Genomic DNA, 24080 nt, shown 5'->3' with positions numbered 1-24080 from the left:
GCCGAGAAGCGGGCGTTGGAGTTGATCATCGTCGCCGCTGCTCACCTGGATGGTTCGAGCGGTTTGTCTTTGTTGTGGGATGTTCGGTCCCAGAACTTGCGCGGCAGCGGGATCGCCTGGGCAGGTGGCAAGGCGATCACAGGACGAGCGTGAGCTTGCCGCCGGGCCGACGGGACTGGCTGAGCTTGGCAGCCTCGTGTATCTGGTCGAGGGTGTAGGTACGGGCGACCGATACGGCCAGGACGCCTTCGCCGGCCAACCTGGCGAACTCCTCCAGCCGGTCGTAGCGCATGTCGATGTGGGTGACCCGGGTGCCCAGCTCGGCCGCGGCGGCGAAGTCGGAGACGGTGAGGACGCGGTCGGGGTCGCCGGTCAGCTTGATGAGGGCCGGCAGTGAGCCGCCGGCCGGACTGGTCTGGTCGGGGCGGTCGATCCGGCCGCCGGTCGGGGCGGCGTCCAGGGCGCGGTCCACGCGGCCTCCGGCCAGAGCGGCGACGCGTTCGGCCATGCCGTCGCCGTAGCCGGTCACCTGGGCCCCGATCGCTTCCAGGGCGGCGGCCCGTGCGGCCCCGGCGGTGGCGATCACCCGGCTACCCCGATGCAGCGCGAAGCGCACCGCCGCCTCGCCGACGGTGGAGCCCGCACCGTGGACGAGCAGCAACTCACCCGGCTGGATGCCGAGGTCGTCGAGTGCGTGCCACGCCGTCTCGGCCGCCATCGGCAGCGCGGCGGCCTGCTCGGCGGTGACGTTCTCGGGAAGGCGCGCCCATGCCGCCATCAGCGCGTACTCGGCGGCCCCGGCCGTCGGGCCGTCGAAGGTCGCCGGGCCGAACACGCGGTCGCCGATCTCGACGCCGGTGACGCCCTCACCGAGCGCGTCGACGGTGCCCGCGACCTCCAGCCCCATTCCGCGCGGCAGCGGCGGCAACTGGTCGGCGAGGAGGCCGTCGACCACCGCCCAGTCGGCCGGGTTCAGTCCGCATGCCCGCACGGCGATCCGGATCTGGCCGGGTCTCGGCTCCGGGCTCGGGACGTCACGGAGCACGATCACGTCCGGGGAGCCGAATCGGTCGAACTGAAGAGCCTGCATGACGATCTCCCATGTGATGACAGCATCTGCTGTCATCGACCCTAACACGGTGATAACAGCATCTGTTGTCGTATCCTGGCCGGTATGCCGAGATGGGAATCCGACGCACAGGGCCGACTCGAGCGGGCGGCGCTCGAGCTGTTCGAGACACAGGGGTTCGAGCGCACGTCGGTCGCGCAGATCGCGCGTGCCGCCGGTCTGGCCGAGCGCTCGTTCTATCGCTATTTCCCGGACAAGCGGGAAGTCCTTTTCACCGGCAACGAGCTCGAGGCCCATCTGGTCGCCCAGGTCGAGGCAGTCGGTCCGGAGGTCACGCCGTTCGAGGCGCTGCTGACGGCGCTGGGGACCGCCGACGAGGTCTTTCGCTCGCGCGAGTTCCTGCTGCGCCGCGTCAGGGTGATCGCCGCCAGCCCGGCACTGGCCGAACGCGACCTGATCAAGCTCGCCGACATCGCCGGCGCGTTGGCGCGGGCGCTTGAACGGCGTGGTGTCGAGTCCGGCGAGGCACGCTTCGTCATCGACGTGGCGATCTCGATCTCCCGGCGCGCCACGTCCCGCTGGCTGGCCGACCCGGACGCTACCTTCTCCGAGCTCATCGCCCAGGCCGCCGCCGAACTGCGCGAGGCGGTCGCGCCGCGAGCCCCGGTCCGCTGAGCAGTATCGCGTGCGCGGTGACCTCACCGCTATACCGCGCCGCCGCCTCCGGCCTGCGCGAACGCGGCCCCATCGGCTCATCCACCAACCAGCGCGTCATCACCATCAGCTGCGTCTGATCGGGAACATCCTGCTCCCCCGCGCCACCGCCATCGCGCTGTGGGTGCTGCTGCCCGAGGAGCGCGACCTGCCCGCCGCGCCCCTCGGGCTGTACAGCAGCATGTCGTACAGCTCCGCGGGCATCGTGATCCTGATTTAACCCATGATCGTGTTGTACGGCTGGCTGGGCCGCCGGATCGTCGACGGCATGACGGCCGGGATCAGCGGGTGAACCCGACCGCGTGGCCGTGGGCTTCCAGGGCCGCCTTGGCCGTGGGCAGGTCGGCGGTGCGTACCAGCAGGTAGTCGGTGTCGAACGTGGAGATCGCGAACACCGAGACCCGCACCTCGGCCAGCGGCGCGGTCAGCGCCGCCAGGATGCCGACGAGGGAGAAGTCCAGCGCGCCGGCCACTCGCAGCGCGCTGAAACCGCTCTCCACCTTGGCCCCGGCCGGCTCCGCGCCGGAGCGGCACACCACCGAGACCTCCTCGGCGGTGACCGTCAGCGCGTAGAGCTCGGCCGCGGCCGGCGGTGGGGGCGGGGCGGTGGCGGCGGGCAGGCGGCAGACGGAGTACTCATTCGTGAGCAGGAGCAGTTCCATGGACGTCACCTTCCCGAGGCGGGCGGCAGGGCGGCCACGACGGGCGCGAGCGCGTCGAGGGCCTGGGCCAGGTGGCCGGTGTCCATGCCGATGTTGATCCTGAACCATCCTTCCCTGCCGAAGAACACTCCAGGCGCGACCAGCACGCTCGCCTCGCGCCGGAACAGGTCGCCGACCTCGACGGACGACAGGTCGCTGTCGTAGCGGACGAACGCCAGCGCGGAGGCCATCGGCGGTTGCGCGGCGAGCCTGCCGCCCTGCCGCAGGGCCCATGCGGAGAACAGGTCGTAGCCTCTGCGCACGCAGGCGCGGTTGCGCTCGAACAGCCGCCGCCTGGCCGCGGGCCTGAGTGCGCACTCGGCGAGGAAGTTGTCGAGGCGGCCGGTCGCGATCGCGACGTACTCATGTCTGCGCCACAGGTCGGCGAGCTCGGGGTGAGTGCATACGGCCCAGCCGATGCGCAGACCGGACAGGCCATAGGACTTAGACAGGCTGCCCACCCCGATGACCTTGTCGGTCATGCCGACGAACGACGGCGTCTCGGCGTCGGTCAGGCGTTCGCTGCCCCGGTAGACCTCGTCGGCCACGAGCCAGGCGCCGCAGTCCTCGGCGATCCGCACGATCTCGGCCATCTCCCGCTGGGTGAGGATGTAGCCGGTCGGGTTGTTGGGGTTGCACACGTAGATGAGCCTGGTGCCGGGGGCGGCGACCCGGCGGAGTTGTTCCAGGTCGGGCGCCCAGCCTCGGTCGGCGTGCAGTTCGAACGCGGCCACGTCGCAGCCGCGGTTGCGGGCCAGGCCCCAGACCTGGCGGTAACCGGGTTCCATGACCACGACGCGGTCGCCCGGCTCGCAGAGCGCGTCGACGATGGCGGCGTTGGCCTCGGAGGCGCCCACGGTGACCAGCACGTCGTCGGTGCCGATGCCGTCGTGGAGACCGGCGATGAGGCCGCGCAGGGACCGTTCGCCGTTGACCTCCGGGTAGTAGAGCGGCACGGACATGATCCGCTCAAGGTCCTCGCCGTCCTCGATGAGGTCGGCCACGGTGACGGGGTCGACGGTCGAGTCGGCGAGGTTGAAGCGGACGGTCTGCTCGTGGTCGGACTGCCAGTTCTCGAGCTCGAACGTCTGGAAGGTCACAGGCACTCCTACAGCGAACAGGTCAGGTTGCCTGGCAGGTTGCCTCACGCCCGAAATCCTGTCAAGAGCGTCTGTTGTCTGCATATTTAGGGATTGACATGCCCTCTTTCCCCATGGAGTCTGGCTGTCTACCTACCAGGCAACCTTTCAAGTGAGGGGTGATGCTATGGATCTGAACCGTGTCGAACATGACCTCCTGGGCGAGATCAGACTTTCCTCGAACGACCTGTTCGGCATCCATACGGCGCGGGCCAGCGAGAACTTCCGCCTCGGCGGCGAGTCGCTGCGCCAGTTCCCCGCCCTGCTGACCGCGCTCGCGCAGGTCAAAAGCGCGGCGGCATGGGCCAACGTCAAGCTCGGCGTGCTGCCCGAGGAGATCGGGAACGCCATCATGGGCGCGGCCGCCGAGGTCGCCGCCGGAGACCTGCACGAGCACTTCCCGCTCGACGTGGTGCAGGGAGGCGGCGGCACCTCGACCAACATGAACATGAACGAGGTCCTCGCCACCCGCGCCGCCGAACTCCTCGCCACAACGCCAGAAACCAGCCCCAACGGCCACGCCCCTCGCACCGACTTGGACGACCACATCACGGGTGATCCGGGCGGCCAGAGCGCGCACATGGATCCGCGTGGCCAGACGACGCTGAGCGCCTCGCATGGTCAGAGCACGCGTGTCGTCCGGGACGGTCACGTGACGCGGGTTGATCCTCATGACCATGTGAACCGGTCGCAGTCGACCAATGACGTGATGCCGACCGCGCTCAACATCGCCGTCCTGACCACGGCTCAAGCGACCGTCCGGTCCCTGCGGGTGGTGGCCGAGTCGCTGCGCCGGCAGGCCGCGCGTTACCGGTCGCTGGAGCGGCTCGGACGCACCTGCCTGCAGGACGCGGTGCCCGTACCGGCTGGACTTGTGCACGACGGGCAGGCGAGTGCGGTGCTGTCGGCGGCCAGGTTGCTGGAGTCGGCGGCCGGTGAGCTCCGGGGGGTGCCGCTCGGCGCGACCGCGATCGGCACCGGGCTCGGCGCCCCGCCCGGCTACGCGGAGCTGGCCCTGGAACGGCTGGCCGAGGAGACCGGGCTGGCCCTCGAACCCGCCGCGAACCTGTCCGACGGCATCGCCTCGCTGGAAGCCATGGCTTCGGTCGCCGACGCCATGGCCAGGGGCGGACGGGTGCTGGCCCGGGTCGCGAGCGACCTGCGGCTGCTGTCATCGGGCCCGGTGGGCGGCATCGCGGAGGTACGGCTGCCGCCCATGCAAGCAGGCTCCTCGATCATGCCGGGCAAGGTGAACCCGGTCATCCCCGAACTGGTCATGCAGGTCTCCTTCCAACTGGAAGGCGGCGCCCACACCGTCCACCTGGCCTGCGCGGCCGGTGAGCTCGAAGTCACCCCCTGGGGCCCGGTGGTCACCGCCGAACTCCTGCGCGGCCTGCGCCGCCTGGAGCGCGTGGCGATGCTGTTCGCCACCCGGTGCCTGGACGGGATGGCGTGGAACGAGGACGCGGTCCGCGACAACCTGCGCGGCTCCCTGCGTGAGGCGGTGGAGTCGGCGGTCGAGCACGGCCACGCCTACGCCGTCACGCACTTCCCCTTGGAACGCCTGGAAGCCCCGGAAGCCCCGGATCCCGCACAGACCCCCGACCCGAACCACCCGGCAGGCACGCCGTGAACCACGATCACGCCCTCATCACCGACCCGATCCACGACGGCGCCACCGATCCGGTCCTCGTCTGGAACGGCGCGGAGTCCACCTGGTGGTGCCTGTTCGTCCACCGCAGGGCCAACACCCGGATCGGCGGAGCGCCCAGGATCGGCCGCTGCCACGGCGGCCGGGTAGCGGCGGCCAGTTCCGCCGACGGCGGGACAAGCTGGCTCTACCGCGGCACCCTGGACCTCCCGGTCGAACCGGGTCTCAACACCTTCTGGGGCCCGGACGTGATCGAACACGACGGCCTGCACCACATGTTCGTCACGTTCATCAGAGGCGTGCCCGACGACCCCGCCTGGGACACCCATGGCCGGCCGAGCCCGTGGCACCGCCAGATCCACCACCTGACCAGCCAAGACCTGTGGACCTGGTCGCACCAAGGACGCGTGGACCTGGGCACCGACCACGCCGTGGACCCCTACGTCCATCCGCTCCCCGAGGGCGGCTTCGGGCTGTGGTTCAAGGACGAGTACCGGGGCGGCTCCATCTGGCTGGCCGTCAGCGACGACCTCGACGGGTGGAAGGTCGAGGAGCAGGCACTGGCCGACTGGCACGAGGGCCCGGCGGTGTTCACGCTGGGCGGCCAGGGGTGGATGGTCGCCGAAACCCGCAGTGGCCCGGCCGTCTACCGCTCGCCCGACCTGCGCCGATGGGAGCACCGGGGCGCGCTGACCGTGCCCGGCCACGCGCCGCGGCAGCCGTACATCCATCCGGTCGCCAACGACCGGGCGGCCATCTTCTACTACGCGCAGACCGGACGGGACAGTTTCGGCGAGGAGGTGCCGACGTCGGGACAGTCGTCGGCCATCCACGCCGCTGAGCTGGTCCTGATCGGGGGCGGCCTCACGGTTCGCACGGCGAGCGCGCTCTCACTGCCCGGCCCCGACTCCGCCGTACGGCGGGCGCCGTCGGCCGGCACACCCAGCCCCTGAACCGCCGCACAGCAAGTTGGTGACACCATGAACAACCGCATCTTCTTCGTCGCCCTCATGACCCTGCTGCCGCTCACCGCGTGCGGCGTCAACACAGCGCCGGACATGGCGAAGACCGCCGTCGGCATCGCCAAGGACGACAAGCTCGCCGCCGGCGTGCCGAAGGAGATCCGCGACCGCGGGACGCTCATCATCGGCACGAACGCGCCCTATGCTCCGCTGGAGTTCTTCGCCGAGGACAACAAGACGCTCGTCGGCTTCGACATCGACACCGGCGACGCCATCGGCAAGCTGCTCGGCCTGAAGGTGGAGTGGCGCAACACCTCCTTCGACAACATCATCCCCGGCCTTGAGGCGGGCAGGTACGACATCGGGATCGCCGGGTTCGGCATCGAGAAGGAACGCCTGGGCGTCGTCGACTTCGTCTCCAACTACCTCAACGGCGGCGGCTTCCTGGTGAAGAAGGGCAGCGGCATCAAGGTCAACGACTTCAAGGACACCGTCTGCGGCCTGCGGGTGAGCGTCCAGAGCGGCACCTCACAGGTGGAGCGGCTGGAGAAGGCCGACGCCTACTGCAAGGGCGCGGGCAAGAAGCCCGTCCAGATCATCAGGATCCCGGACCAGAACCAGGCGGTGCTGACGCTGTCCAGCGGGCGCGCGGACGTGGTGAGCGCCGACAAGCCGGCCGTGGAGTGGGCGGCCAAGCAGTCGGAGGGCACGCTCTGTGTCACCGGGACCTACCGGACGCCGCACAGCCTGTCCGGCATCGCCGTACCCAAGCGCAACTCCGCGATGAACGCGGTGCTGCAGGAGGCGATGACCAGGCTGCTGCAGCAGGGCCACTACACCCGCATCGCCAGCAAGTGGGGCGTCGTGGACGGCGCGATCGAGAAGTCGGAGATCTTCACCGACCCCGCGCAGGTGCAGGACGGCGACGAGATCTTCCCGCAGGCGATCAAGGAAGGGTGTGCCTAGCGATGGCGACCGGCACCGTGCGGACGAGCCGGCGGCCCGACGCCGACATCAAGGCGATCCCGGTGCGGCGCCCGTGGCGGTGGGTCGCCACGGCGGTGGTGCTGGGGCTGCTCGCGCTGCTGCTGACGTCCATGGTCACCAACCCGCGCTACCGGTGGGAGATCGTGGCCAGGTATCTGCTGGACGGCAGCGTGCTCAACGGACTGCTGCTCACGCTGCAGTTCACCGCGATCGCCATGGTCCTCGGCATCGCGCTGGGCGTGCTGTTCGCGGTCATGCGCAGCTCGGACAACAAGGTGCTGTCGTGGACGGCCGCGGCCTACATCTGGTTCTTCCGTGGTACGCCGCTGCTGGTCCAGCTCATCTTCTGGTTCAACCTGAGCGCGCTCTACCCGACGATCCAGCTCGGCCTGCCCTTCGGGCCGACGTTCGCCACCCTTGACGCCAACACGCTCATCACCCCGTTCATCGCGGGTGTGCTGGGGCTGGCGCTCAACGAGGGGGCGTACATGGCCGAGATCGTCCGGGCGGGGATCGTGTCCGTGCCGAAGGGGCAGCTGGAGGCGGCCAGCTCCCTGGGCCTGTCCAAGAGCATGACGATGCGCAGGATCGTGCTCCCGCAGGCCATGCGGGTGATCATCCCGCCCACCGGCAACAACACGATCGCGATGCTCAAGACCAGCTCGCTGATCAGCGTGCTGGCCATCCCCGAGCTGCTCTACAGCGTCCAGATCATCTACGGGCGCAACTTCCAGACCATCCCGCTGCTGCTCGTGGCCAGCATCTGGTATCTGCTGGCGACCTCGATCCTGACCTCCGTGCAGACCCGGATCGAGCGTCGCTTCTCTCCCGACCGCGACCCCGGCGCGTCGTACGGCTCCCGCCTGCGCCGCAACCTGGCCGCCCGCCGCGCCCGCGTCAAGGAGGACCGCTGATGTCCGCTCTGGTCCGCGCCGAGGGGGTGCACAAGCACTTCGGGCGCAACCACGTGCTCAAAGGCATCGACCTGTCCCTGGACGAAGGGCAGGTGATGTGCCTGGTCGGCCCGTCGGGGTCGGGCAAGAGCACGTTCCTGCGCTGCGTCAACCACCTGGAGACGATCAACAGAGGCCGGCTCTGGGTGGACGGCGAGCTCATCGGCTACCGGCAGAGCGGCGAGGCGCTGCACGAGCTCAACGACAAGGAGGTCTGCCGCCAGCGCGCCCGCATCGGCATGGTCTTCCAGAGCTTCAACCTGTTCCCGCACTTCACCGCGCTGGAGAACGTCGTGCTCGGCCCCTGCCTGGTGAAGAAGGAGAGCAAGGCGGCCGCCACCGCGCACGCCGAGGAGCTGCTGCGCAGGGTGGGGCTGGCCGAGAAGCTGCACAGCTATCCGGCCAAGATGTCGGGCGGCCAGCAGCAGCGGGTGGCCATCGCCAGGGCGCTGGCGATGCGGCCCAGGCTCATGTTGTTCGACGAGCCGACCTCCGCGCTGGACCCCGAGCTGGTCGGCGAGGTCCTGGACGTCATGCGGGGCCTGGCCCGCGAGGGGATGACGATGATCGTCGTCACCCACGAAATGGCCTTCGCCCGTGAGGTAGGCGACACACTCGTCTTCATGGACGACGGCGTGGTGGTCGAGTCGGGCGACCCGCGCGAGGTCCTGGCCAGGCCGAGGCACCTGCGTACCCAGGCATTCCTGTCCAAGGTGTTGTGACATGGGGAGCACATCCATGAGAGACGTCATCGTGATCGGGCTGGGCGCCATGGGCTCCATGGCCGCCTGGCAGGCCGCCGCGCGGGGAGCTTCGGTGCTGGGCGTGGAGCAGTTCGGCGTCGGGCACGCACGCGGGTCCTCGCACGGCGGGTCCCGTATTTACCGGCAGATCCTTTTCGAGGGCAAGGAGTACGTGCCGCTGGCCCGCCGTACCCTCGAGTTGATCAAGGAGCTGGAGCGGGGCGGCGAGCGGTTGTTCGAGCCGTCCGGCGGCCTGGTGATCGGCACCGACGGCGGCGAGCTGATCGAGGACGCGCTGGCCAGCGCGGCGGCGGGCGAGGTCGCCTATGAGTGGCTGACGCCCGATGACATGCGCCGGCGCTATCCGCAGCATGCCGTGCTGGACGACGACGTGGCGATCTTCGAGCCGGGCGCGGGGGCGTTGCGGCCGGAGGCGTGCGTCACGGCGGCGGTGCGCGCCGCGCGGCAGGCCGGCGCCGACATCCGCACCGGCGTGCCCGTCTCGGAGCTGCGCGTGGAGGACGGGCGGGTCTCGGTGACCGTGGGCGGCGAACGGTTCACGGCTGCCAAGGTGATCCTCGCCTCCGGCGCCTGGACGTTGGATCTGCTGCCGGAGGTTTCGCTGCCGCTGCGTACCCAGCGCTCGTGTCTGTCGTGGTTCAAGGCGCGCGGCGACGCGGCGGAGTACCGCCCCGACCGCTTCCCCACGTTCGTCCGCGAGAGCCACGAGGCGCACGGCTGGGGCATCCCGGACGTGGACGGCGCCGGCGCCAAGGTCGGCATCAGCGGCCCGCAGGCGAAGAAGGCGTGGCTGGAACGGCCGGAGGACAACTGGCGCGACCCGACGCCCGGGGACCTGGCGCCGATCGAGGAATACTGCGCGACCGCCTTCCCCGGCCTCGTCCCGCGTGTCAGCAAGGCGATGGCCTGCATGAACTCCAAGAGCCCCGACGGCGACTTCGTCATCGGCCCGGTCGGCGCCGGTGGCCGGGTGGTGTTCGCGGGCGGGTTCTCCGGCCACGGGTTCAAGCACTCGGCCGCCGTGGGCCAGATCTGCGCCCAGCTCGCCCTCGACGGCGGCTCGGAGTTCGACCTGTCGGCCTTCTCCCCCACCCGTTTCGGAGCATGACCATGGACTACACCAACCTCGGCCGCTCCGGTCTCCAGGTCGGCAGGCTGGCGCTCGGCACCATGAACTTCGGCCCGCTCACCGACGAGGCGACCTCCCACCGGCTGCTCGACCTGGCCGTGGACAGCGGCGTCAACCTCGTCGACACCGCCGACGTCTACGGCGCCGACGCCAACAAGCAGGTGTACGGGCTGGAGCCGGAGAAGGGCAGGACCGAGGAGATCATCGGGACCTGGCTGGCCAAGACGCCGTCCCGCCGTGACCAGATCATCCTGACCACCAAGGCCTACGGCGCGATGGGGCCGGGCGTGAACGACATCCGGCTGTCGGCGCGGCGGCTGCGCCGGGCGTGCGAGGAGTCGCTGCGCCGCCTCAACACCGACCACCTCGACATCTTCATGCTGCACCACGTCGACCGGTCGACGCCGTGGGGGGAGATCTGGTCGGCGCTGTCGCTGCTGCGCCAGCAGGGCAAGGTCCTGTATTTCGGCACCAGCAACCACGCGGCCTGGCACATCGTGCGCGGGCAGTCGGCGGCCGAACGGCTCGGCGAGTTCGGCTTCGTCGTCGAGCAGAGCATCTACAGCCTGATGCGGCGCACGGTCGAGCTTGAGGTGTTGCCCGCCTGCCGTGAGCTGGGGATCGGTGTCCTGCCGTACAGTCCGCTGCACGGCGGTCTCCTGAGCGGCATCCTGCGCAAGCAGGAGATCGCGCGGGGCAAGGCGGGCCGCGCGGAGGCCGGTCTGCGGGAGGACAGGGACCGGGTGGAACGTTATGAGCGGCTGTGTGATGAGATCGGGGAGCATCCAGCGGCTGTCGGCCTGGCGTGGCTGCTGCACCAGCCGGGGGTGACGGCTCCGATCGTGGGCGCCCGCACGGTCGAGCAGCTGACGCTGGCGCTTGGGGCGCTGACGATCCGGTTGGATGAGGAACGGCTGGCCGCGCTCGACGCCATCTTCCCTGGTCCCGGCGGCCCGGCACCGGAGGCGTACGCCTGGTAGTACCGACAATCTTCACCGTCTTGTCAGATTTTGTTGTCGGTGAGATCGTAGAAGCATGTTCGACGTGACCGTGATCGAGGACCCGGCCGCCGCCGAGGTGTCGCTGGATCCCATGCGTTCCAGGCTCCTGGCCGAGCTCGCCCAGCCCGCCTCGGCGGCGATGCTGGCCGCCCGCGTCGGGTTGCCGAGGCAGAAGGTCAACTACCATCTGCGCACGCTCGAACGGCACGGCCTGGTCGAACTGGTCGAGGAACGACGCAAGGGCAACGCGACCGAGCGGCTGCTGCGTGCCACCGCGGCCTCCTACGTGATCTCGCCCGTGGCGCTGGCCGCCGTGCAGCCCGATCCGGCCCAGTCGCCGGACCGGCTGTCGGCGCGCTGGCTGCTGGCGCTGGCCGCCCGGCTGGTCCGTGACGTGGGCGCGCTCATCACGGGCTCGGCCAGGGCGGGCAAGCGGGTGGCGACGTTCGCGCTGGACGGCGAGGTGCGCTTCGCCACTCCGGCCGCGCGGGCGGCCTTCGCGGAGGAGCTCACGCAGGCCGTCACTACGCTGGTCTCGAAATACCACGATGAAGAGGCCGAATCAGGGCGGGATCACCGCATCGTGGTCGCCGTCCACCCCAGCACGAGGGAGTCGTGAGCATGGGCCACGAGTTCGAGATCGAGCAGCGGGCCGAGGTGCCCGCCTCGCCCGAGGAGATCTGGGCGGCCATCTCCACCGGGCCCGGCATCGACTCCTGGTTCATGGGCCGTAACGAGGTCGCCGACGGCGCCGTCACCACCGTCTTCGGCGACTACTCCCCCACCACCCGCATCACCGGAGCCGAGCCCGGCGCCCGCTTCGCCCACGGCACCGAGACCGCCACCGACGGCCGCTTCGTGGCCTACGAGTTCCTCATCGAGGCCCAGTCCGGCGGCGCCACCCTCCTGCGCGCCGTCACCAGCGGCTTCCTGCCGGGCGACGACTGGCAGGACGAGTTCGAGGCGATGTCGGCGGGCCTGGAGCTGTTCTTCGCCACGCTGGTGGAGTACCTGACCCACTTCCGCGGCCGCACCGCCACCCCGCTCACCGTCTTCGGCCCGCCCGTGCCCGAGTGGGACCAGGCCTGGCCATCCCTCGCCAAGAAGCTGGGCCTGTCCCACCCCGCCAAGCCGGGAGATCGGGTACGGCTGGCCGGCGAAGACGGAGTCGTCTACTTCGTCAACTCCCAGAACGTCGCCGTCCGCACCCCCACCGCCCTGTACCGCTTCATCCGCGGCTTCCACGGCCCCATGATCGCCTCCCACCACCTGTTCGCGGATGACCCCGGCGTCGACTGGAAGTCCTGGCTGGACGGTCAACACACCTCGACGGATCGTGTCTCCGGGACGCAGGCGACCGCGTCGTAGGCCCGCACGACGGGCACGTCCATGAAGTAGTCGAGCATCCGGATCCGGGTGAACGCCTCCGGGTCGAGTCCGCGCAGGTCGGCGACGGCCAGCGGCGCACGGCCGTCGAAGAGCGTCTCGACGCTGCCGGGGGCAAGTTCGGGCAGCTCGACGTCGACCGCCTCGAAGCCGAGCGGATGCTCCGGCGCGACCCGCCCGGCGGAGGTGCGGCCGCCGAGGCTGGTGGCGGCGATGGAGACGTAGTCCGGGCCGAGCGCCTGGGCGAGGTGGTAGCCCTGCGGGAACAGCCCGAAGTCGCCCTCGTGCTCGATCACCGTCTTGCGGATGTGGGTGTTGTGCGTCGCCACCACGACGCGGGCGCCGTCCTCGACGAGCCGGAGCACGCTCTCCGCGCCGAACGCGTCCAGGCACGCGGTGCCCACGGCCAGGCCACGCCCGTTGAGGTCGCGCCCGCCGTGATCCAGGTACCAGGCGTTGCGCAGGTGCTGGAACGCGGCCGTGTGCTCGGCGGCGCGGCCCTGGCCGCGCTGGTATCCGGCCATCGTCTCCATGCGGGCCAGCAGTCGGCTGATCGCCACGGTCAGCTCGTCCTGCGCCTCGATCGGGCGGCGGGCGTGGTCGAGCATGGCCTTCATGGTGGGTACCTCGCGCTCTCCGCCGGCCAGCCGGAAGGCCCGGTCGGCCAGGAGGTGGGCGTCGGGGTCCGCGTCCTTCATGTAGGCGGCGACGGCGCGCAGGGCGGTGCGCGGGGTGCCGGCCAGGCAACCGGCGAAACGCAGCGGTCGCTCGTGTTCGCGCATCCACCTGAGCAGGTCGTGCATCTCCCGGCAGTCGCCCATGCCGTGGTCGATGCCGGCGGAGGCGACCTGCTCGACGGTGCCGGGGCCGCCGCGTACCCACGCGTCTACGGTGTGCGCGTCGGTGAACGGGGCTTCGAGCGCGTAGACGGTGAAGCCCAGGCGTTCGACGAGGAGGCGCAGCAGGCGGTGGCGTAGCAAATAGAACTCGCGCACGTGGTGGGAGCTCTCGCCGATCGCCACCACGCGGGCGTCGCCGACCAGGTCGAGCAGGGGTTCGAGGTCGTCGAGGGGGTCCATGGGGGCGAGGGAGTGGGATTCGATGAGCCGGGCGTACGTCATGGGGACCACGGTGCCGGGAGGTCCTCGCAGATCGCCCACAGATCCCTCGCAGGAGCAGTCAGCCCGGGTGTGCGAGCGCGGTCTTGACGCGGGCGATCGCGACCGCGCGGTCGAGACGGCGGGCGTGCTCGTAGGCCGCGTGGTAGGCGGGTTCGCCCAGTTCGGCTCGGAGAGCGCGGGCCAGCCGTTCGACGTCGGGGTGGCGGGCGTCGGGGCCGCCGCGCAACGCGTGCGCGGCGCCGAGCACCCCGGCCGCCGCCGACGCGTCGGTGGCCTGCAGTGAGGAGGCCACGGCGACGGCGGCCATGGCCACCAGCGGCATGTCCCAGCTCTCCACGGCGAGCGCGAACGCCTCGGCCAGGTCGGGCCCGGCCTCCTCGCCTCTGGCCACCGCCAGTTCGGCACGGGCCAGGAGGAAGAGCGGATCCCGGCTCACGGCCGCCTCGGCCAGGTGCCGTCCGGCCGTGTCGAGGTCGCCTTCGTAGCGGGCGAGGTTGGCCAGCTGGACATGGGCGAGCCCGAGCTGGTGCGCGGGCGGGTTGCCGCCGAGGACGTCGAGCAGTTCCGCGCGGGCGGTGGCCGTCTGTCCGGTGTGGCTGCGGACCATGGCCAGCCAGACCCGCCGCCCGTCGCCGGTCCCGAGGTCGCGCGCCAGCCCGATCGACTCTTCCAGCGCCGCCGCGCCTTCCTCGAACTCGCCGAGCGTGGTGCGCGCGAAGGCGAGATAGCTCAGCGCGATCGCCTGTCCCCACAGCTCCCCGCACGCGCGGAACGCCGCCGCCGCCTGCCCGAGGTCGGTGCGCATCGCCTCCATGTCACCGAGGCTGCCGTCCAGGAACGACCGGACGAACCACAACACCCCCCGATCCCACGCCCCCGACCCGGGCAGCCCGGCGTCGATCGCGGCCAGCCCGGTAGCGGCATCGCCGGTGATCAGCGCGACCAGCGCCTCGATCATCGCCCTGGTCGCGGGCTCGCCGCACCCGGCCGCGAGCGCGAGCAGCCCGTCGGCCTCGCCCTTGGCGCGGCCCCCGTCCGCCGCCAGAACCAGATTGAGCAGGTACGCCCCCGCCACCCCCGGATGCGGCGCCACATCCAGCACCCCGCGCAGCAGGGCGGCCGCCTCGCCCGGATCCTCAGCGATCGTCCAGAAAAGGCGCAGCCCGGCCCCGAGCCGCAAAGCCGTGGCCGCGTCCCCGGAGTCCGCGGCGAACCGCACCGCCGCCAGCAGATCGTCCCGATCAGCCCGCAGTCGCCGGACCCAGGCGAGCTGCCCGGACCCGCGCAGGAGCGGCTCGGCGTGTTCGGCCAGCTCGGCGAAGTACGCGGCATGCGCAGCCCTGGCCGCCGCCAGCCGCCCGGACTCCGCGAGCCGTTCCAGCCCGTACTCCCGGATGGTCTCCAGCATCAGGTAGCGCGACCCCGGCACGAACTGCAGCAGCGAACGGTCGGCGAAGTCCTCCACCGCAGCCCACCCCGACACGCGGGCCGCCGCCTCGGGCGTGAACGAGCCGGGGAAGACCGCGAGCCGCTCGACCGCCGCCCGCTCCTCGTGCGACAGCAGGTCCCAGCTCCACGACACGACCGCGCGCAGCGTGCGATGGCGCGGCAACGCCGTACGGCTGCCGCCGGTCAGCGTCAGGAAGCGGTCGCCCAGCCCGGCCGCCACCTGTTCGACGGTCGAGTACCGCAGCCGCGCCGCCGCCAGCTCGATCGCCAGCGGCAGCCCGTCCAGCCGCGCGCAGATCCGGGCGGTGGCGGCCCGGTCCTCCTCGCCCAGCGTGAACCCGGGCCGCACGGCCGCCGCCCGGTCGGCGAGCAGCCGCACCCCGTCGGCGGCGGGCAGCGGCGCGAGCGGGCTCAGCGACTCCCCGAGCAGGCCGAGCGGCTCGCGGCTGGTGGCCAGGACGCGCAGCTGCGGGCACCGGCCGAGAAGGTCCTCGACGAGGCGGGCGGCGGCGTCGATCAGGTGCTCGCAGTTGTCCAGCACGATGAGCGTCGGGCTCGCGGGCAGCGCGTCGGCCAGTCGTCCCATCGGGTCGCCCGGCCTGCCCTGGCCGGTCAGTCCCAGCGTGGTGACGATGGTCTGCGGCAGCGCCGCCGGATCGGTCACCGACGCCAGCTCGACCAGCCAGGCGCCGCCCGGGAACTCGGCGGACAGTTCGCTCGCGGCCCGCGTCGCCAGCCGGCTCTTGCCGACGCCGCCCGGGCCGAGGAGCGTCACCAGCCGCCGCTCGTGCAGCTGCCTGACCAGGTGCGCCTGCTCCTCGACGCGGCCGACGAAGCTCGACAGCGGCGTGCGCAGGTTGCCTCGCACGGGCCGTTCCGCGCGCAGGAGCGCCAGGTGGAGCCCCTTCAGTTCCGGTCCCGGGTCGGCGCCCAGCTCTTCGGCCAGCCGTACGCGGAAGGACTCGAAGGCGGCGAGCGCTTCGGCCCGGCGGCCGGTGGCGTGGAGGGTTTCGATGAGCAGGGCGCGCAGCCGTTCGCGGAGGGGGTGGGCGGCGAGGTGTTCCTCCAGCTCGGCCACGAGGGGCGAGTGGTCGCCGGGCAGCCGCAGCTCGGCGGCGATCCGGTCCTCGGTCGCGGCCAGCCTGAGCTCGTGGAGCCGGGCGGCGGCGGCCAGCGCGTAGGGCGTCTCGGCCACGTCGGTCAGGGCCTCGCCGCGCCAGAGCGCCAGCGCCGCGCGCAGCCGTTCGGCGGCCGGTTCCGGGTGGTCTTCGCGCAGTGCCTGCCGGCCCTCGCGCGCCAGCCGTTCGAATCGCAGGGCGTCCACGGCGTCGGGCGGGAGGTCCAGGCGATATCCGCCGGGAACCTGCAGGACGGCCACCGGCAGGGCGCGGCGCAGCCGGGAGACGAGGGAGTGCAGGGAGTGCACGGGATCGGCCGGGCCGTCCTGGGGCCAGAGCGCCCCGGTGAGCGCCTCGACCGCGACCACGTTTCCGGCGTTCAGGGCCAGCCGGATCAGCAGCGCACGCAGCCGCGCCCCTCCGACCTCCACCTTTTCGCCGCCGTCGGTGACCTCCAGCGGGCCCAGCACGCCCACCCGCACTAGGCGCCCTTGGTGCGGGCGTAGTGGCGGGCCACCCGCACGCGGTTGCCGCAGCCGGTCGAGCACCATTCCCGGCGCGGGTGCTCCTTCAGGAAGAACTGCACGCATCCGGGCGCCCCGCACGGCCGGACGTGGTCGCGGTCGGGGCCGGACACCAGCAGGATCGCCTGCTCGGCCACCTCGGCCACGGCCGCCAGCACAGGCGGACGCGCCGAACGGGCGGTGACCGACGGCGGCTCCCCCCACGCCAGCTCACGCCATCGCGGGGCCGCCCGCACCGCGTCGTTGAGCGCGCGGACGTGCTCGTCCGTGCCGTCTTCGCCCCCCATCAGCGCGCGTACGGCGTCGCGGGCCCGCCGGGCGGCGGCGGCCTCCTCGTCACCGATCGCCAGCAGGTCGGCCTCCTCCAGGCGGACCTCCAGCTCGGCGCGCCGCTCACGCAGCCAGGCGGTCAGCCCGGCGGCGGTGGCCAGCGCGTCCCCCGTGGAGGCGCGGACGGTGTTGGCGAAAGCGACGGCGATGTGCACCACCCTGCTAATGCTACCCCGCACTTGCACCCATTAGCGGCTAATGCTTGAATTGCGGCACATCCATTAGAAGGGAGTCGCTCTGTGGCGACCGCACTCCAGACCGGGCACGTCGGGCTCAACGTCACCGAACTCGACCGCTCGATCGACTTCTACTGCCAGGTCTTCGGCCTCGGCCTGTTCGGCAAGACCGACGGCGGCGACTGGCGCTACGCGCGGCTGGGCAGGCCGGAGGAGCTCGTGCTCACGCTGTGGGAGCAGAGCTCGGGCCGCTTCGACGGCGGCACTCCCGGGCTGCACCACCTGTCCTTCGAGGCGCCCGGCATCGAGGAACTGGAGGCGATCGAGGCCCGGCTGCGCGAACTCGGCGTCGCCATCCGGCACGACGGGATCGTCCCGCACGGCACCGGCCGCGAGTCCGGCGGGCTGTTCTTCGAAGACCCCGACGGCACCCGGCTGGAGATCTACGTGAACGAGGGAGTCACCGCCCCCGCCCCACACGAGAACGCCCCCACCTGCGGGTTCTTCTAACCATGGGCATTCATCCCGGTGAGGTGAGCGCGCAGCGGCGCGCGGGCATCACCAAGCTGCTCGGCTCGGCCCGCGCCCGTCCCGAGCTGCCCGAGGTGGCCAGGGAGTTCCTGCGCCGCCAGCGGATGCTGGTCGTCGGCATGGGCACGCGGATCGGGCTGATGACGGGCGAGCCCGGCTTCATCGAGCCGCTCGGGGCGACCACGCTGGCCGTACGGGGGGAGGCGCCGTTCGAGGGCGGCGGGGAGATCGGGACCCTGGCGATCGAGCCGTGGACGCGGCGGCGGATGCGGGTCAACGGCACCGCCACCCAGGAGGGCGGCCGGCTGGTCATCGAGACCGACCAGGTGATCTCCAACTGCCCCAAGCACATCGTGACCAGGCAGATCACCTCGGTGGCCGAGCCGGCGGCGCGCCGTACCGTGGAGCACGCGGCGCTCACCGGCGGGCACCGGCGGTGGATCGAGAGCGCCGACACCTTCTTCATCGCCACCCGCGCGGACGGCCAGGGCGCGGACGTCTCGCATCGCGGCGGCCCGCCCGGCTTCGTCGAGGTGCTGGATGGGGGACGGCTGCGCTGGGCCGACTACCGGGGCAACTTCATGTTCCTGACGCTCGGGAATCTGGAGCTGGAACCGGCCGCCGGGCTGCTGTTCGTGGACTGGGAGCAGGGGCACACGCTGCGGCTGGCCGGGCGCGCCCGCGCCGACTGGAGCGGCGAGCAGCGGATGATGGAATTCGAGGTGGAGGAGGTCGTGGAGACCACCGGGGACAGCCCGCTGCGCTGGACCCTCTGCCCTTAGGGGAGCAGCCCGGCGCGCCGGGCCGCGACCACGGTCTCCATCCTGGTGTGGGTGCCGAGCTTGCGCATCGCGCCGCGCAGGTAGCTCTTGACCGTCTCGGGCCGCAGACCCAGCCGCTCACCGGCCTCGGCGTTACCGCAGCCCACCGCGACCAGCGACAACACGTCGAGTTCGCGGGGCGAGAGGGGGTGGTGCGCGGGCGGCGGCTCATGGGGCGCGCTCAGCCGCTCGCACACCTCCCGCAGGCGTTCGCGCAGGGCCGGGTCGGTGATCTCCTGGGCGATGGAGCGCAGCTCGGCGTGTGCCTCGCGCAGGTTCTCCCGCTCCGGCCCGGTGGGCCGCTCGCGGGCCGCGCGGGTGATCGCGGCGGTCTCCAGCTCGGCCATCCGCCGCTCCACCTCAGCCTGTACGGCCAGCTCCACGCCGAGCCGGGCGGCGATCCTGCCCATGGCGTCGAGCACGCGGGTGCCGAGGGTGAGCGGCTCGCGGATGCCGCCGTACAGCAGCCCGCCGACGCTCTCCCCCACGAGCACCGGGACGGCCGCGATCGCCCGCAGCCCCTCGGCCCCCACCGGCCGGTCGTATTCGTGGCTGATGCGGGCGTCGGTGGCGTAGTCCTCCACACTGCCCGGCCGGGCGGTGACCAGCACCCGGCCGCCCAGGCCGCTGCCGGCCCTGATGGCCAGCCCGCGCAGCGCGCCGGTCGTCGTCCCGGCCAGCTCGATCAGCCGCACGGTACGGCCGGCGGGAGTCACGGTGCCGCCGAACGACACAGGCAGCCCGGTGATGTGCCGCATTCGCGCCAGCGCCGCCCGCAGAAGGTGTGGTGCCACCATCGCTCCAGCATGGCACGGCCACCCCTGAACGGGGGTAGCGCGGGACAGGAGCCTGCCGGATGCTTCGGTCATGGGTGACTCACACGCGTCGGGCGTCTCCGCGCTTCCTCTGCTGGGCCAGACCATCGGGGACAATCTGGAGCGCGCCGCGGCCCGCTTCGCCGACCGTGAGGCCCTGGTCGAGGTGGCGAGCGGACGGCGCTGGACCTACGCCGAGTTCGACGCAGCCGTGGACGAGGTCGCCCTCGGCCTGATGGCCAGGGGCGTCGCCAAGGGCGACCGGGTCGGCATCTGGGCGCCGAACTGCGCCGAGTGGGTGCTGACGCAGTACGCCACCGCCAAGATCGGCGCGATCCTGGTCAACATCAACCCCGCCTACCGAAGCCACGAGCTGGACTTCGTGATCCGCCAGTCGGGCATGCGGCTGCTGGTCGGCGCCGTGGCGTTCAAGACCAGCGACTACCGGGCGATGCTCGCCGAGATCGGCTTCGACCAGGTGGTCTTCATCGGCGAGCCGGGCTGGGACGAGCTGGTGGCGAGCGGTCGCGGCGCCGACCCCGCGGCCCTGCGCGAGCGCGCGGCCACGCTCTCCTTCGACGACCCGATCAACATCCAGTACACCTCGGGCACGACCGGCTTCCCCAAGGGCGCGACGCTCTCGCACCACAACATCCTCAACAACGGCTACTTCGTCGCCGAGGGCCTCGGCTACACCGAGGCCGACCGGGTCTGCCTGCCGGTGCCGCTCTACCACTGCTTCGGGATGGTCATGGGCAACCTCGGGGCCACCTCGCACGGCGCGTGCGTGGTGCTGCCCGCGCCCGGCTTCGACCCCGAGGCCACGCTGCGGGCCGTGGAGAGCGAGCGCTGCACCTCCCTGTACGGCGTGCCGACCATGTTCATCGCCGAACTGGGCCACCCGCGCTTCGCCGAGTTCGACCTGTCCAGCCTGCGCACCGGCATCATGGCGGGCTCGCCCTGCCCGGTCGAGGTGATGAAGCGGGTGGCCGGCGAGATGCACATGGAGGAGGTGGCGATCTGCTACGGCATGACCGAGACCTCCCCGGTGTCCACGATGACCGGGCGCGATGACGGGCTGGCCCGCCGTACCGAGACGGTCGGGCGGGTCATGCCGCACCTGGAGGTCAAGATCGTGCACCCGGAGACCGGGCTGGTGGTGCCCCGCGGCGAGCCGGGCGAGCTGTGCACCCGCGGCTACTCGGTGATGCTCGGCTACTGGGACGAGCCGTCGAAGACGGCCGAGTCGATCGACGCCGCTCGCTGGATGCACACCGGCGACCTGGCCACCATGGACGAGGAGGGTTACGTCAACATCGTCGGCCGGATCAAGGACATGGTCATCCGGGGCGGCGAGAACGTCTACCCGCGCGAGATCGAGGAGTACCTCTACACCCATCCCGACGTGGCCGACGTGCAGGTGATCGGGGTGCCCGACCCGAAGTACGGCGAGGAGCTGATGGCCTGGATCGTCATGCGCCCCGGCGCCGAGCCGCTGACGGCCGAGACGGTCAGGGAGTTCTGCGCGGGCCGCCTGGCCCACTACAAGATCCCCCGCTACGTCCACCTGGTCGGGCAGTTCCCGATGACGGTCACCGGCAAGATCCGCAAGGTCGAGATGCGCGAGCGGGCCGTGGAGCTGCTGGAGCTGGGCTGAGAACGCACATGTCCGCTGGCCCCCGACCCGCTCGCCGTCGACGGCCGCGGCGGGATGCCCGAGCGACCCGTGCCCGTGCAGTGGCAGGTGGCCACCGACGAGGGCTTCCGCCGTGTGGTCCGCGAAGGCCACACCCTCGCCCGGCCCCAGTACGGCCACAGCGTCCACGTCGAACTGCACGGCACGCGCATCGCCGACCTGGCCGACACCCGGCTGTGGCGCACCAACACCCGCGCCTCCTACGGGCCGCTGGAGCACATGTCGCGCCACACCATCCGCCTAGACCGCATCCGCCCGCACTGGGCGGACATGGTGCGGGTGGCCGGATCTTTGACCACCGGCAGTGTGCGCGCCTACGACCTGATTCGGATGCTGTCGGCCGACGGCCGCACCACCGGCCTGGGCGAGGCGTTCGCGCGCTACGGCCGCATCTTCAAGACGCTGCACCTGCTGCAGTTCCTGCACGACGGCGGCTACGCCGCATGATCGGCGCCCAGCTGAACGTGCAGGAGGCCCGGCATCGGCCGGCCCGCAAGATCGCCTTCGGCGATCGCGGTCAGCTGCGCCAGCGCTACCGAGAAGGCATGGAGGACCAGCTCGGCGCGCTCGGGCTGGCGCTGAACGCGGTCATCTGGTGGAACAGCCTCTACCTCGACGCCGCCGTCGACCGGCTGCGTGAGCAAGGTTTTCCGGTGACGCAGGAGATGTGCGCCCGCTTGTCGCCGATCGCCTATGAGCACATCAACTTCCTGGGCCGCTACGCCTTCACCCGCGCCGAGGTCGCCGGCGGCCTGCGCGCTTTCCATGACGGCGAGCAGCCCGCGCGCACGCCGTGACCCAGTACCTGCGGGGGCTGGTCAGCAGCAATGCTGCAGGTAGGCCTGGAGTTCGGCCAGGGCGGCGGCGCTGGCCCGCTTGTCGGCCCGGTGGAGCACGGTCTTGCCGTCCTTGCGCGAGGTGAGGATGCCGCCGCGGCGGAGTTCGGCCAGTTGTTCGCTGGCGCGGGGCTGGGCCAGGCCGGTGGCCTCGGCGACCTGGCCGACGGTGAGTTCGGCGCCGCGGGCGAACAGCAGCATGACGCGCTGGCGGGCGGGGCTGGCCAGGGCTTTGAGGAAGGCGTGCACGGCCGGGCTGAGCTCGGCCACCTCCTGCCCGTCCTGCCCGTCCTGCCCCGGAACGGTGCCGTCGGCCGGGCAGCGGGCCGCGCCGCTCGCCTCCGGGCCGGGGGCGCCGGGCGCGGTGTCCCGCGTGGCGGTGTGCTGCGTCATGCTCCTCCTCGTCGGTCGCATCCCATCATCATATCGCTGTTTTGACATATCTGAAATTAGAGATATATGTTCCGGGGTCATGACCTCACCTACCGAACCCGTTGTGATCGTCGGCGGCGGCCAGTCCGGCCTTTCCGCCGCCCGCGCCGCCCTGCAGGCCGGGTTGCGGCCACTGATCCTGGAAGCCTCCGGCGAAGCGGCCGGCTCGTGGCCGCGCTATTACGACAGCCTCACCGCGTTCTCGCCGGCCCGTTTCAGCGCCATGCCGGGCCTGGACTTCGACGGCGACCCCGACCGCTACCCGCACCGCGACGAGGTGGCCGGCTACCTGCGCCGCTACGCCGCCCTGCTGGAGGTGGAGATCCGCACCGGCACCCGGGTGCGGGCCGTCGAGAACGCCGACGAACGACATCCCGCGGGCGCGTTCGTGGTGCGCACCGAGGACGGGCAGGACATCGAGGCCGCGGCCGTGGTGGCGGCCTCCGGCTCGTTCGCCCGCCCGATCCGCCCCGGCCTGCCCGGCGCCCACGCCTTCGCCGGCCGGGTGCTGCACGCGGCCGACTACCGTAACCCGAAGGACCTGGCCGGGCAGCGGGTGGTCGTGGTCGGCGGCGGCAACTCCGCCGTGCAGATCGCCCACGAACTGGCCGGGACGGCGGCGCGGGTGAGCCTCGCCTCGCGGGCCCCGCTGGCCTTCCTGCCGCAGCGGCGCGGCGGCCGGGACGTGCACCACTGGCTGGTGGCCAGCGGCTTCGACGACCTGCCGCCGGCCTGGCTGATCCACCATGTGCGGGCGCGGCTGGTCATGGACGTCGGCGACTACGCCGCCGCCGTGCAAGACGGCCGCCTGGTGCGCCGGCCGATGTTCACCGCGCTGGACGGCGAGCACGTGGTGTGGGCCGACGGGCAGCGGGAGCGGGTGGACGTGGTGCTGCTGGCCACCGGCTACCTGCCCGATCTGGGCTACCTGGCGCCGCTCGGCGTCCTGGACGAGCACGGCCTGCCCGTGCATCAGGGCGGCCTGTCCCTCGTGCGGCCGGGCCTGGCCTATCTGGGGCTGGAGTTCCAGCGCTCGTTCGCCTCCAACACCCTGCGCGGGGTCGCCGCCGACGCCGCGCACATCATGGGCCCGCTGGCCGCGCACGCCCGCCACGCCCCGGCCCAGATCGGCCTCTGATTCGACGACCAGCTAATTTGACATTCCTCTAAGCAGAGGCGCACTATGGGCACTGCTTCGACAAACTTCTAAACAAGCCAGGGTGTGGGTGCGGCCAGCACCCCGGCGCCCTGCGCATCCTTCGTCGTCTTCACACCGTTCGCATCTTGGGGAGAGCCCTGTCATGAGCAACAGCTGCTGCGGCACCACCACCGCTCTCGAACTCGAGCAGATCGTCCATGGCCCCGACGCGGAAGGGCTGCCGGTCGTGGTGATCGGCGCGGGCCCGGTCGGCCTGGCAGCCGCCGCCCACCTGGCCGAGCGCGGCCTGCCGTTCCTGGTGCTGGAGGCGGGCGAGCAGATCGCCGCCTCGATCGCCCGGTGGGGGCACGTGCGGGTGTTCAGCCCGTGGAAGTACAACATCGACGCCGCCGCCCGCCGCCTCCTCCACACCGACGGCTGGAGCGCCCCGGACGACGAATGGCTGCCCACCGGCGCCGAGCTCATCACCGACTACCTCGCCCCGCTGGCCAAACTCTTCGGCGAGCGCGTACGGCTCCGCGCCAAAGTGGCCGCGATCAGCCGTGAAGGCTACGACCGGGTCCGCACCAACGGCCGCCAGGACGTGCCGTTCCTCATCCGCCTGCAAGACAGCGAA

The 24080-nt window shown here is 71.6% G+C and carries 24 protein-coding genes and 1 pseudogene; 16 read left to right on the top strand and 9 right to left on the bottom strand.

Going from position 1 to position 24080, the window contains the following annotated elements; genetic code table 11:
- Positions 1-136: 136 nt before the first annotated feature.
- Positions 137-1090, bottom strand: a complete 954-nt coding sequence (locus HNR40_RS34820; protein ID WP_184969047.1) for an NADP-dependent oxidoreductase — start codon at positions 1088-1090, stop codon at positions 137-139.
- A gap of 84 nt (positions 1091-1174) precedes the next feature.
- On the opposite strand from HNR40_RS34820, the gene HNR40_RS34815 reads away from it, so the two are divergent.
- Complete coding sequence (locus tag HNR40_RS34815) at positions 1175-1744, top strand: TetR/AcrR family transcriptional regulator (RefSeq protein WP_184969045.1); 570 nt, start codon at positions 1175-1177, stop codon at positions 1742-1744.
- A 105-nt stretch (positions 1745-1849) separates the two neighbouring features.
- Here the strand turns inward: HNR40_RS34815 and HNR40_RS34810 are convergent, their stop codons facing one another.
- From HNR40_RS34810 to HNR40_RS34800, 3 genes are all read right to left on the bottom strand, one after another.
- Positions 1850-1987, bottom strand: a complete 138-nt coding sequence (locus HNR40_RS34810; RefSeq protein ID WP_184969043.1) for a hypothetical protein — start codon at positions 1985-1987, stop codon at positions 1850-1852.
- Between the two features lie 77 nt (positions 1988-2064).
- Positions 2065-2445: an ACT domain-containing protein gene (locus HNR40_RS34805; RefSeq protein WP_184969041.1), complete on the bottom strand. Its 381-nt coding sequence runs from the start codon at positions 2443-2445 to the stop codon at positions 2065-2067.
- Between the two features lie 5 nt (positions 2446-2450).
- Positions 2451-3584, bottom strand: coding sequence for an aminotransferase class I/II-fold pyridoxal phosphate-dependent enzyme (locus HNR40_RS34800; protein WP_184969039.1), 1134 nt, complete (start codon positions 3582-3584; stop codon positions 2451-2453).
- 166 nt (positions 3585-3750) lie between these two features.
- On the opposite strand from HNR40_RS34800, the gene HNR40_RS34795 reads away from it, so the two are divergent.
- Genes HNR40_RS34795 through HNR40_RS34755 form a run of 9 tightly spaced genes read left to right on the top strand, consistent with a single transcriptional unit; the run spans position 3751 to position 12438 of the window.
- On the top strand, positions 3751-5256 hold the full coding sequence (locus HNR40_RS34795) for a lyase family protein (RefSeq protein ID WP_184969037.1): 1506 nt from the start codon (positions 3751-3753) through the stop codon (positions 5254-5256).
- Complete coding sequence (locus HNR40_RS34790; RefSeq protein WP_184969036.1) at positions 5253-6227, top strand: glycoside hydrolase family protein; 975 nt, start codon at positions 5253-5255, stop codon at positions 6225-6227. Before HNR40_RS34795 ends, HNR40_RS34790 begins: the two co-directional genes overlap by 4 nt.
- A 27-nt stretch (positions 6228-6254) precedes the next feature.
- Positions 6255-7202, top strand: a complete 948-nt coding sequence (locus HNR40_RS34785; protein ID WP_221341225.1) for an ABC transporter substrate-binding protein — start codon at positions 6255-6257, stop codon at positions 7200-7202.
- Positions 7203-7204: 2 nt separating this feature from the next.
- A complete protein-coding gene (locus tag HNR40_RS34780; protein ID WP_184969033.1) occupies positions 7205-8137 on the top strand; it encodes an amino acid ABC transporter permease in 933 nt (310 codons plus the stop codon).
- Positions 8137-8898, top strand: a complete 762-nt coding sequence (locus tag HNR40_RS34775) for an amino acid ABC transporter ATP-binding protein (protein WP_221341224.1) — start codon at positions 8137-8139, stop codon at positions 8896-8898. The genes HNR40_RS34780 and HNR40_RS34775 overlap by 1 nt, the downstream gene beginning before the upstream one ends.
- A gap of 16 nt (positions 8899-8914) precedes the next feature.
- Positions 8915-10048: an N-methyl-L-tryptophan oxidase gene (gene solA, locus HNR40_RS34770; RefSeq protein WP_221341223.1), complete on the top strand. Its 1134-nt coding sequence runs from the start codon at positions 8915-8917 to the stop codon at positions 10046-10048.
- Between the two features lie 2 nt (positions 10049-10050).
- Complete coding sequence (locus HNR40_RS34765) at positions 10051-11049, top strand: aldo/keto reductase (protein ID WP_184969028.1); 999 nt, start codon at positions 10051-10053, stop codon at positions 11047-11049.
- Positions 11050-11104: 55 nt separating this feature from the next.
- Positions 11105-11689 (top strand): ArsR/SmtB family transcription factor, encoded by a 585-nt coding sequence (locus HNR40_RS34760; protein WP_184969026.1) that lies wholly within the window; start codon positions 11105-11107, stop codon positions 11687-11689.
- 2 nt (positions 11690-11691) lie between these two features.
- The gene (locus HNR40_RS34755) at positions 11692-12438 is read left to right on the top strand and encodes an SRPBCC family protein (protein WP_184969024.1); all 747 of its coding nucleotides are present in this window, start codon (positions 11692-11694) and stop codon (positions 12436-12438) included.
- Here HNR40_RS34755 and HNR40_RS34750 read toward each other — a convergent pair.
- Genes HNR40_RS34750 through HNR40_RS56650 form a run of 3 tightly spaced genes read right to left on the bottom strand, consistent with a single transcriptional unit; the run spans position 12387 to position 17156 of the window.
- Positions 12387-13577 (bottom strand): erythromycin esterase family protein, encoded by a 1191-nt coding sequence (locus tag HNR40_RS34750; protein WP_184969022.1) that lies wholly within the window; start codon positions 13575-13577, stop codon positions 12387-12389. The genes HNR40_RS34755 and HNR40_RS34750 overlap by 52 nt on opposite strands.
- A gap of 58 nt (positions 13578-13635) precedes the next feature.
- Positions 13636-16626 (bottom strand): ATP-binding protein, encoded by a 2991-nt coding sequence (locus HNR40_RS34745; RefSeq protein ID WP_184969020.1) that lies wholly within the window; start codon positions 16624-16626, stop codon positions 13636-13638.
- Positions 16626-17156, bottom strand: a complete 531-nt coding sequence (locus HNR40_RS56650; protein WP_184969018.1) for an ABATE domain-containing protein — start codon at positions 17154-17156, stop codon at positions 16626-16628. Before HNR40_RS56650 ends, HNR40_RS34745 begins: the two co-directional genes overlap by 1 nt.
- 81 nt (positions 17157-17237) lie before the next feature.
- On the opposite strand from HNR40_RS56650, the gene HNR40_RS34735 reads away from it, so the two are divergent.
- Positions 17238-17684: a VOC family protein gene (locus tag HNR40_RS34735; protein WP_184969017.1), complete on the top strand. Its 447-nt coding sequence runs from the start codon at positions 17238-17240 to the stop codon at positions 17682-17684.
- 2 nt (positions 17685-17686) lie between these two features.
- Positions 17687-18487 carry a pyridoxamine 5'-phosphate oxidase family protein gene (locus tag HNR40_RS34730; protein ID WP_184969015.1) on the top strand — a complete coding sequence of 267 codons (801 nt, stop codon included), beginning with the start codon at positions 17687-17689 and terminating at the stop codon, positions 18485-18487.
- Here HNR40_RS34730 and HNR40_RS34725 read toward each other — a convergent pair.
- Positions 18484-19323, bottom strand: a complete 840-nt coding sequence (locus HNR40_RS34725) for a helix-turn-helix transcriptional regulator (RefSeq protein ID WP_184969013.1) — start codon at positions 19321-19323, stop codon at positions 18484-18486. The two genes, HNR40_RS34730 and HNR40_RS34725, sit on opposite strands and share 4 nt — an antisense overlap.
- 70 nt (positions 19324-19393) lie before the next feature.
- Between HNR40_RS34725 and HNR40_RS34720 the strand changes: the two genes are divergently transcribed.
- Both HNR40_RS34720 and HNR40_RS57925 read left to right on the top strand, forming a co-directional pair.
- Positions 19394-20998 carry an AMP-binding protein gene (locus HNR40_RS34720; RefSeq protein WP_184969011.1) on the top strand — a complete coding sequence of 535 codons (1605 nt, stop codon included), beginning with the start codon at positions 19394-19396 and terminating at the stop codon, positions 20996-20998.
- Between the two features lie 15 nt (positions 20999-21013).
- Positions 21014-21834 (top strand): annotated as a pseudogene (locus tag HNR40_RS57925) (Tn3 family transposase).
- Positions 21835-21855: 21 nt separating this feature from the next.
- Here the strand turns inward: HNR40_RS57925 and HNR40_RS34705 are convergent.
- Positions 21856-22266, bottom strand: a complete 411-nt coding sequence (locus HNR40_RS34705) for an ArsR/SmtB family transcription factor (RefSeq protein ID WP_184969005.1) — start codon at positions 22264-22266, stop codon at positions 21856-21858.
- 79 nt (positions 22267-22345) lie between these two features.
- On the opposite strand from HNR40_RS34705, the gene HNR40_RS34700 reads away from it, so the two are divergent.
- Both HNR40_RS34700 and HNR40_RS34695 read left to right on the top strand, forming a co-directional pair.
- Positions 22346-23443 carry a flavin-containing monooxygenase gene (locus HNR40_RS34700; RefSeq protein ID WP_184969002.1) on the top strand — a complete coding sequence of 366 codons (1098 nt, stop codon included), beginning with the start codon at positions 22346-22348 and terminating at the stop codon, positions 23441-23443.
- Positions 23444-23606: 163 nt separating this feature from the next.
- On the top strand, positions 23607-24080 hold a 474-nt coding region (locus HNR40_RS34695; RefSeq protein ID WP_184969000.1), incomplete at its 3' end, for an FAD-dependent oxidoreductase.

The organism is Nonomuraea endophytica, assembly GCF_014203235.1.
GTDB classification, from domain to species: domain Bacteria; phylum Actinomycetota; class Actinomycetes; order Streptosporangiales; family Streptosporangiaceae; genus Nonomuraea; species Nonomuraea endophytica.
This window is presented reverse-complemented; position numbering and strand designations above follow the sequence as displayed.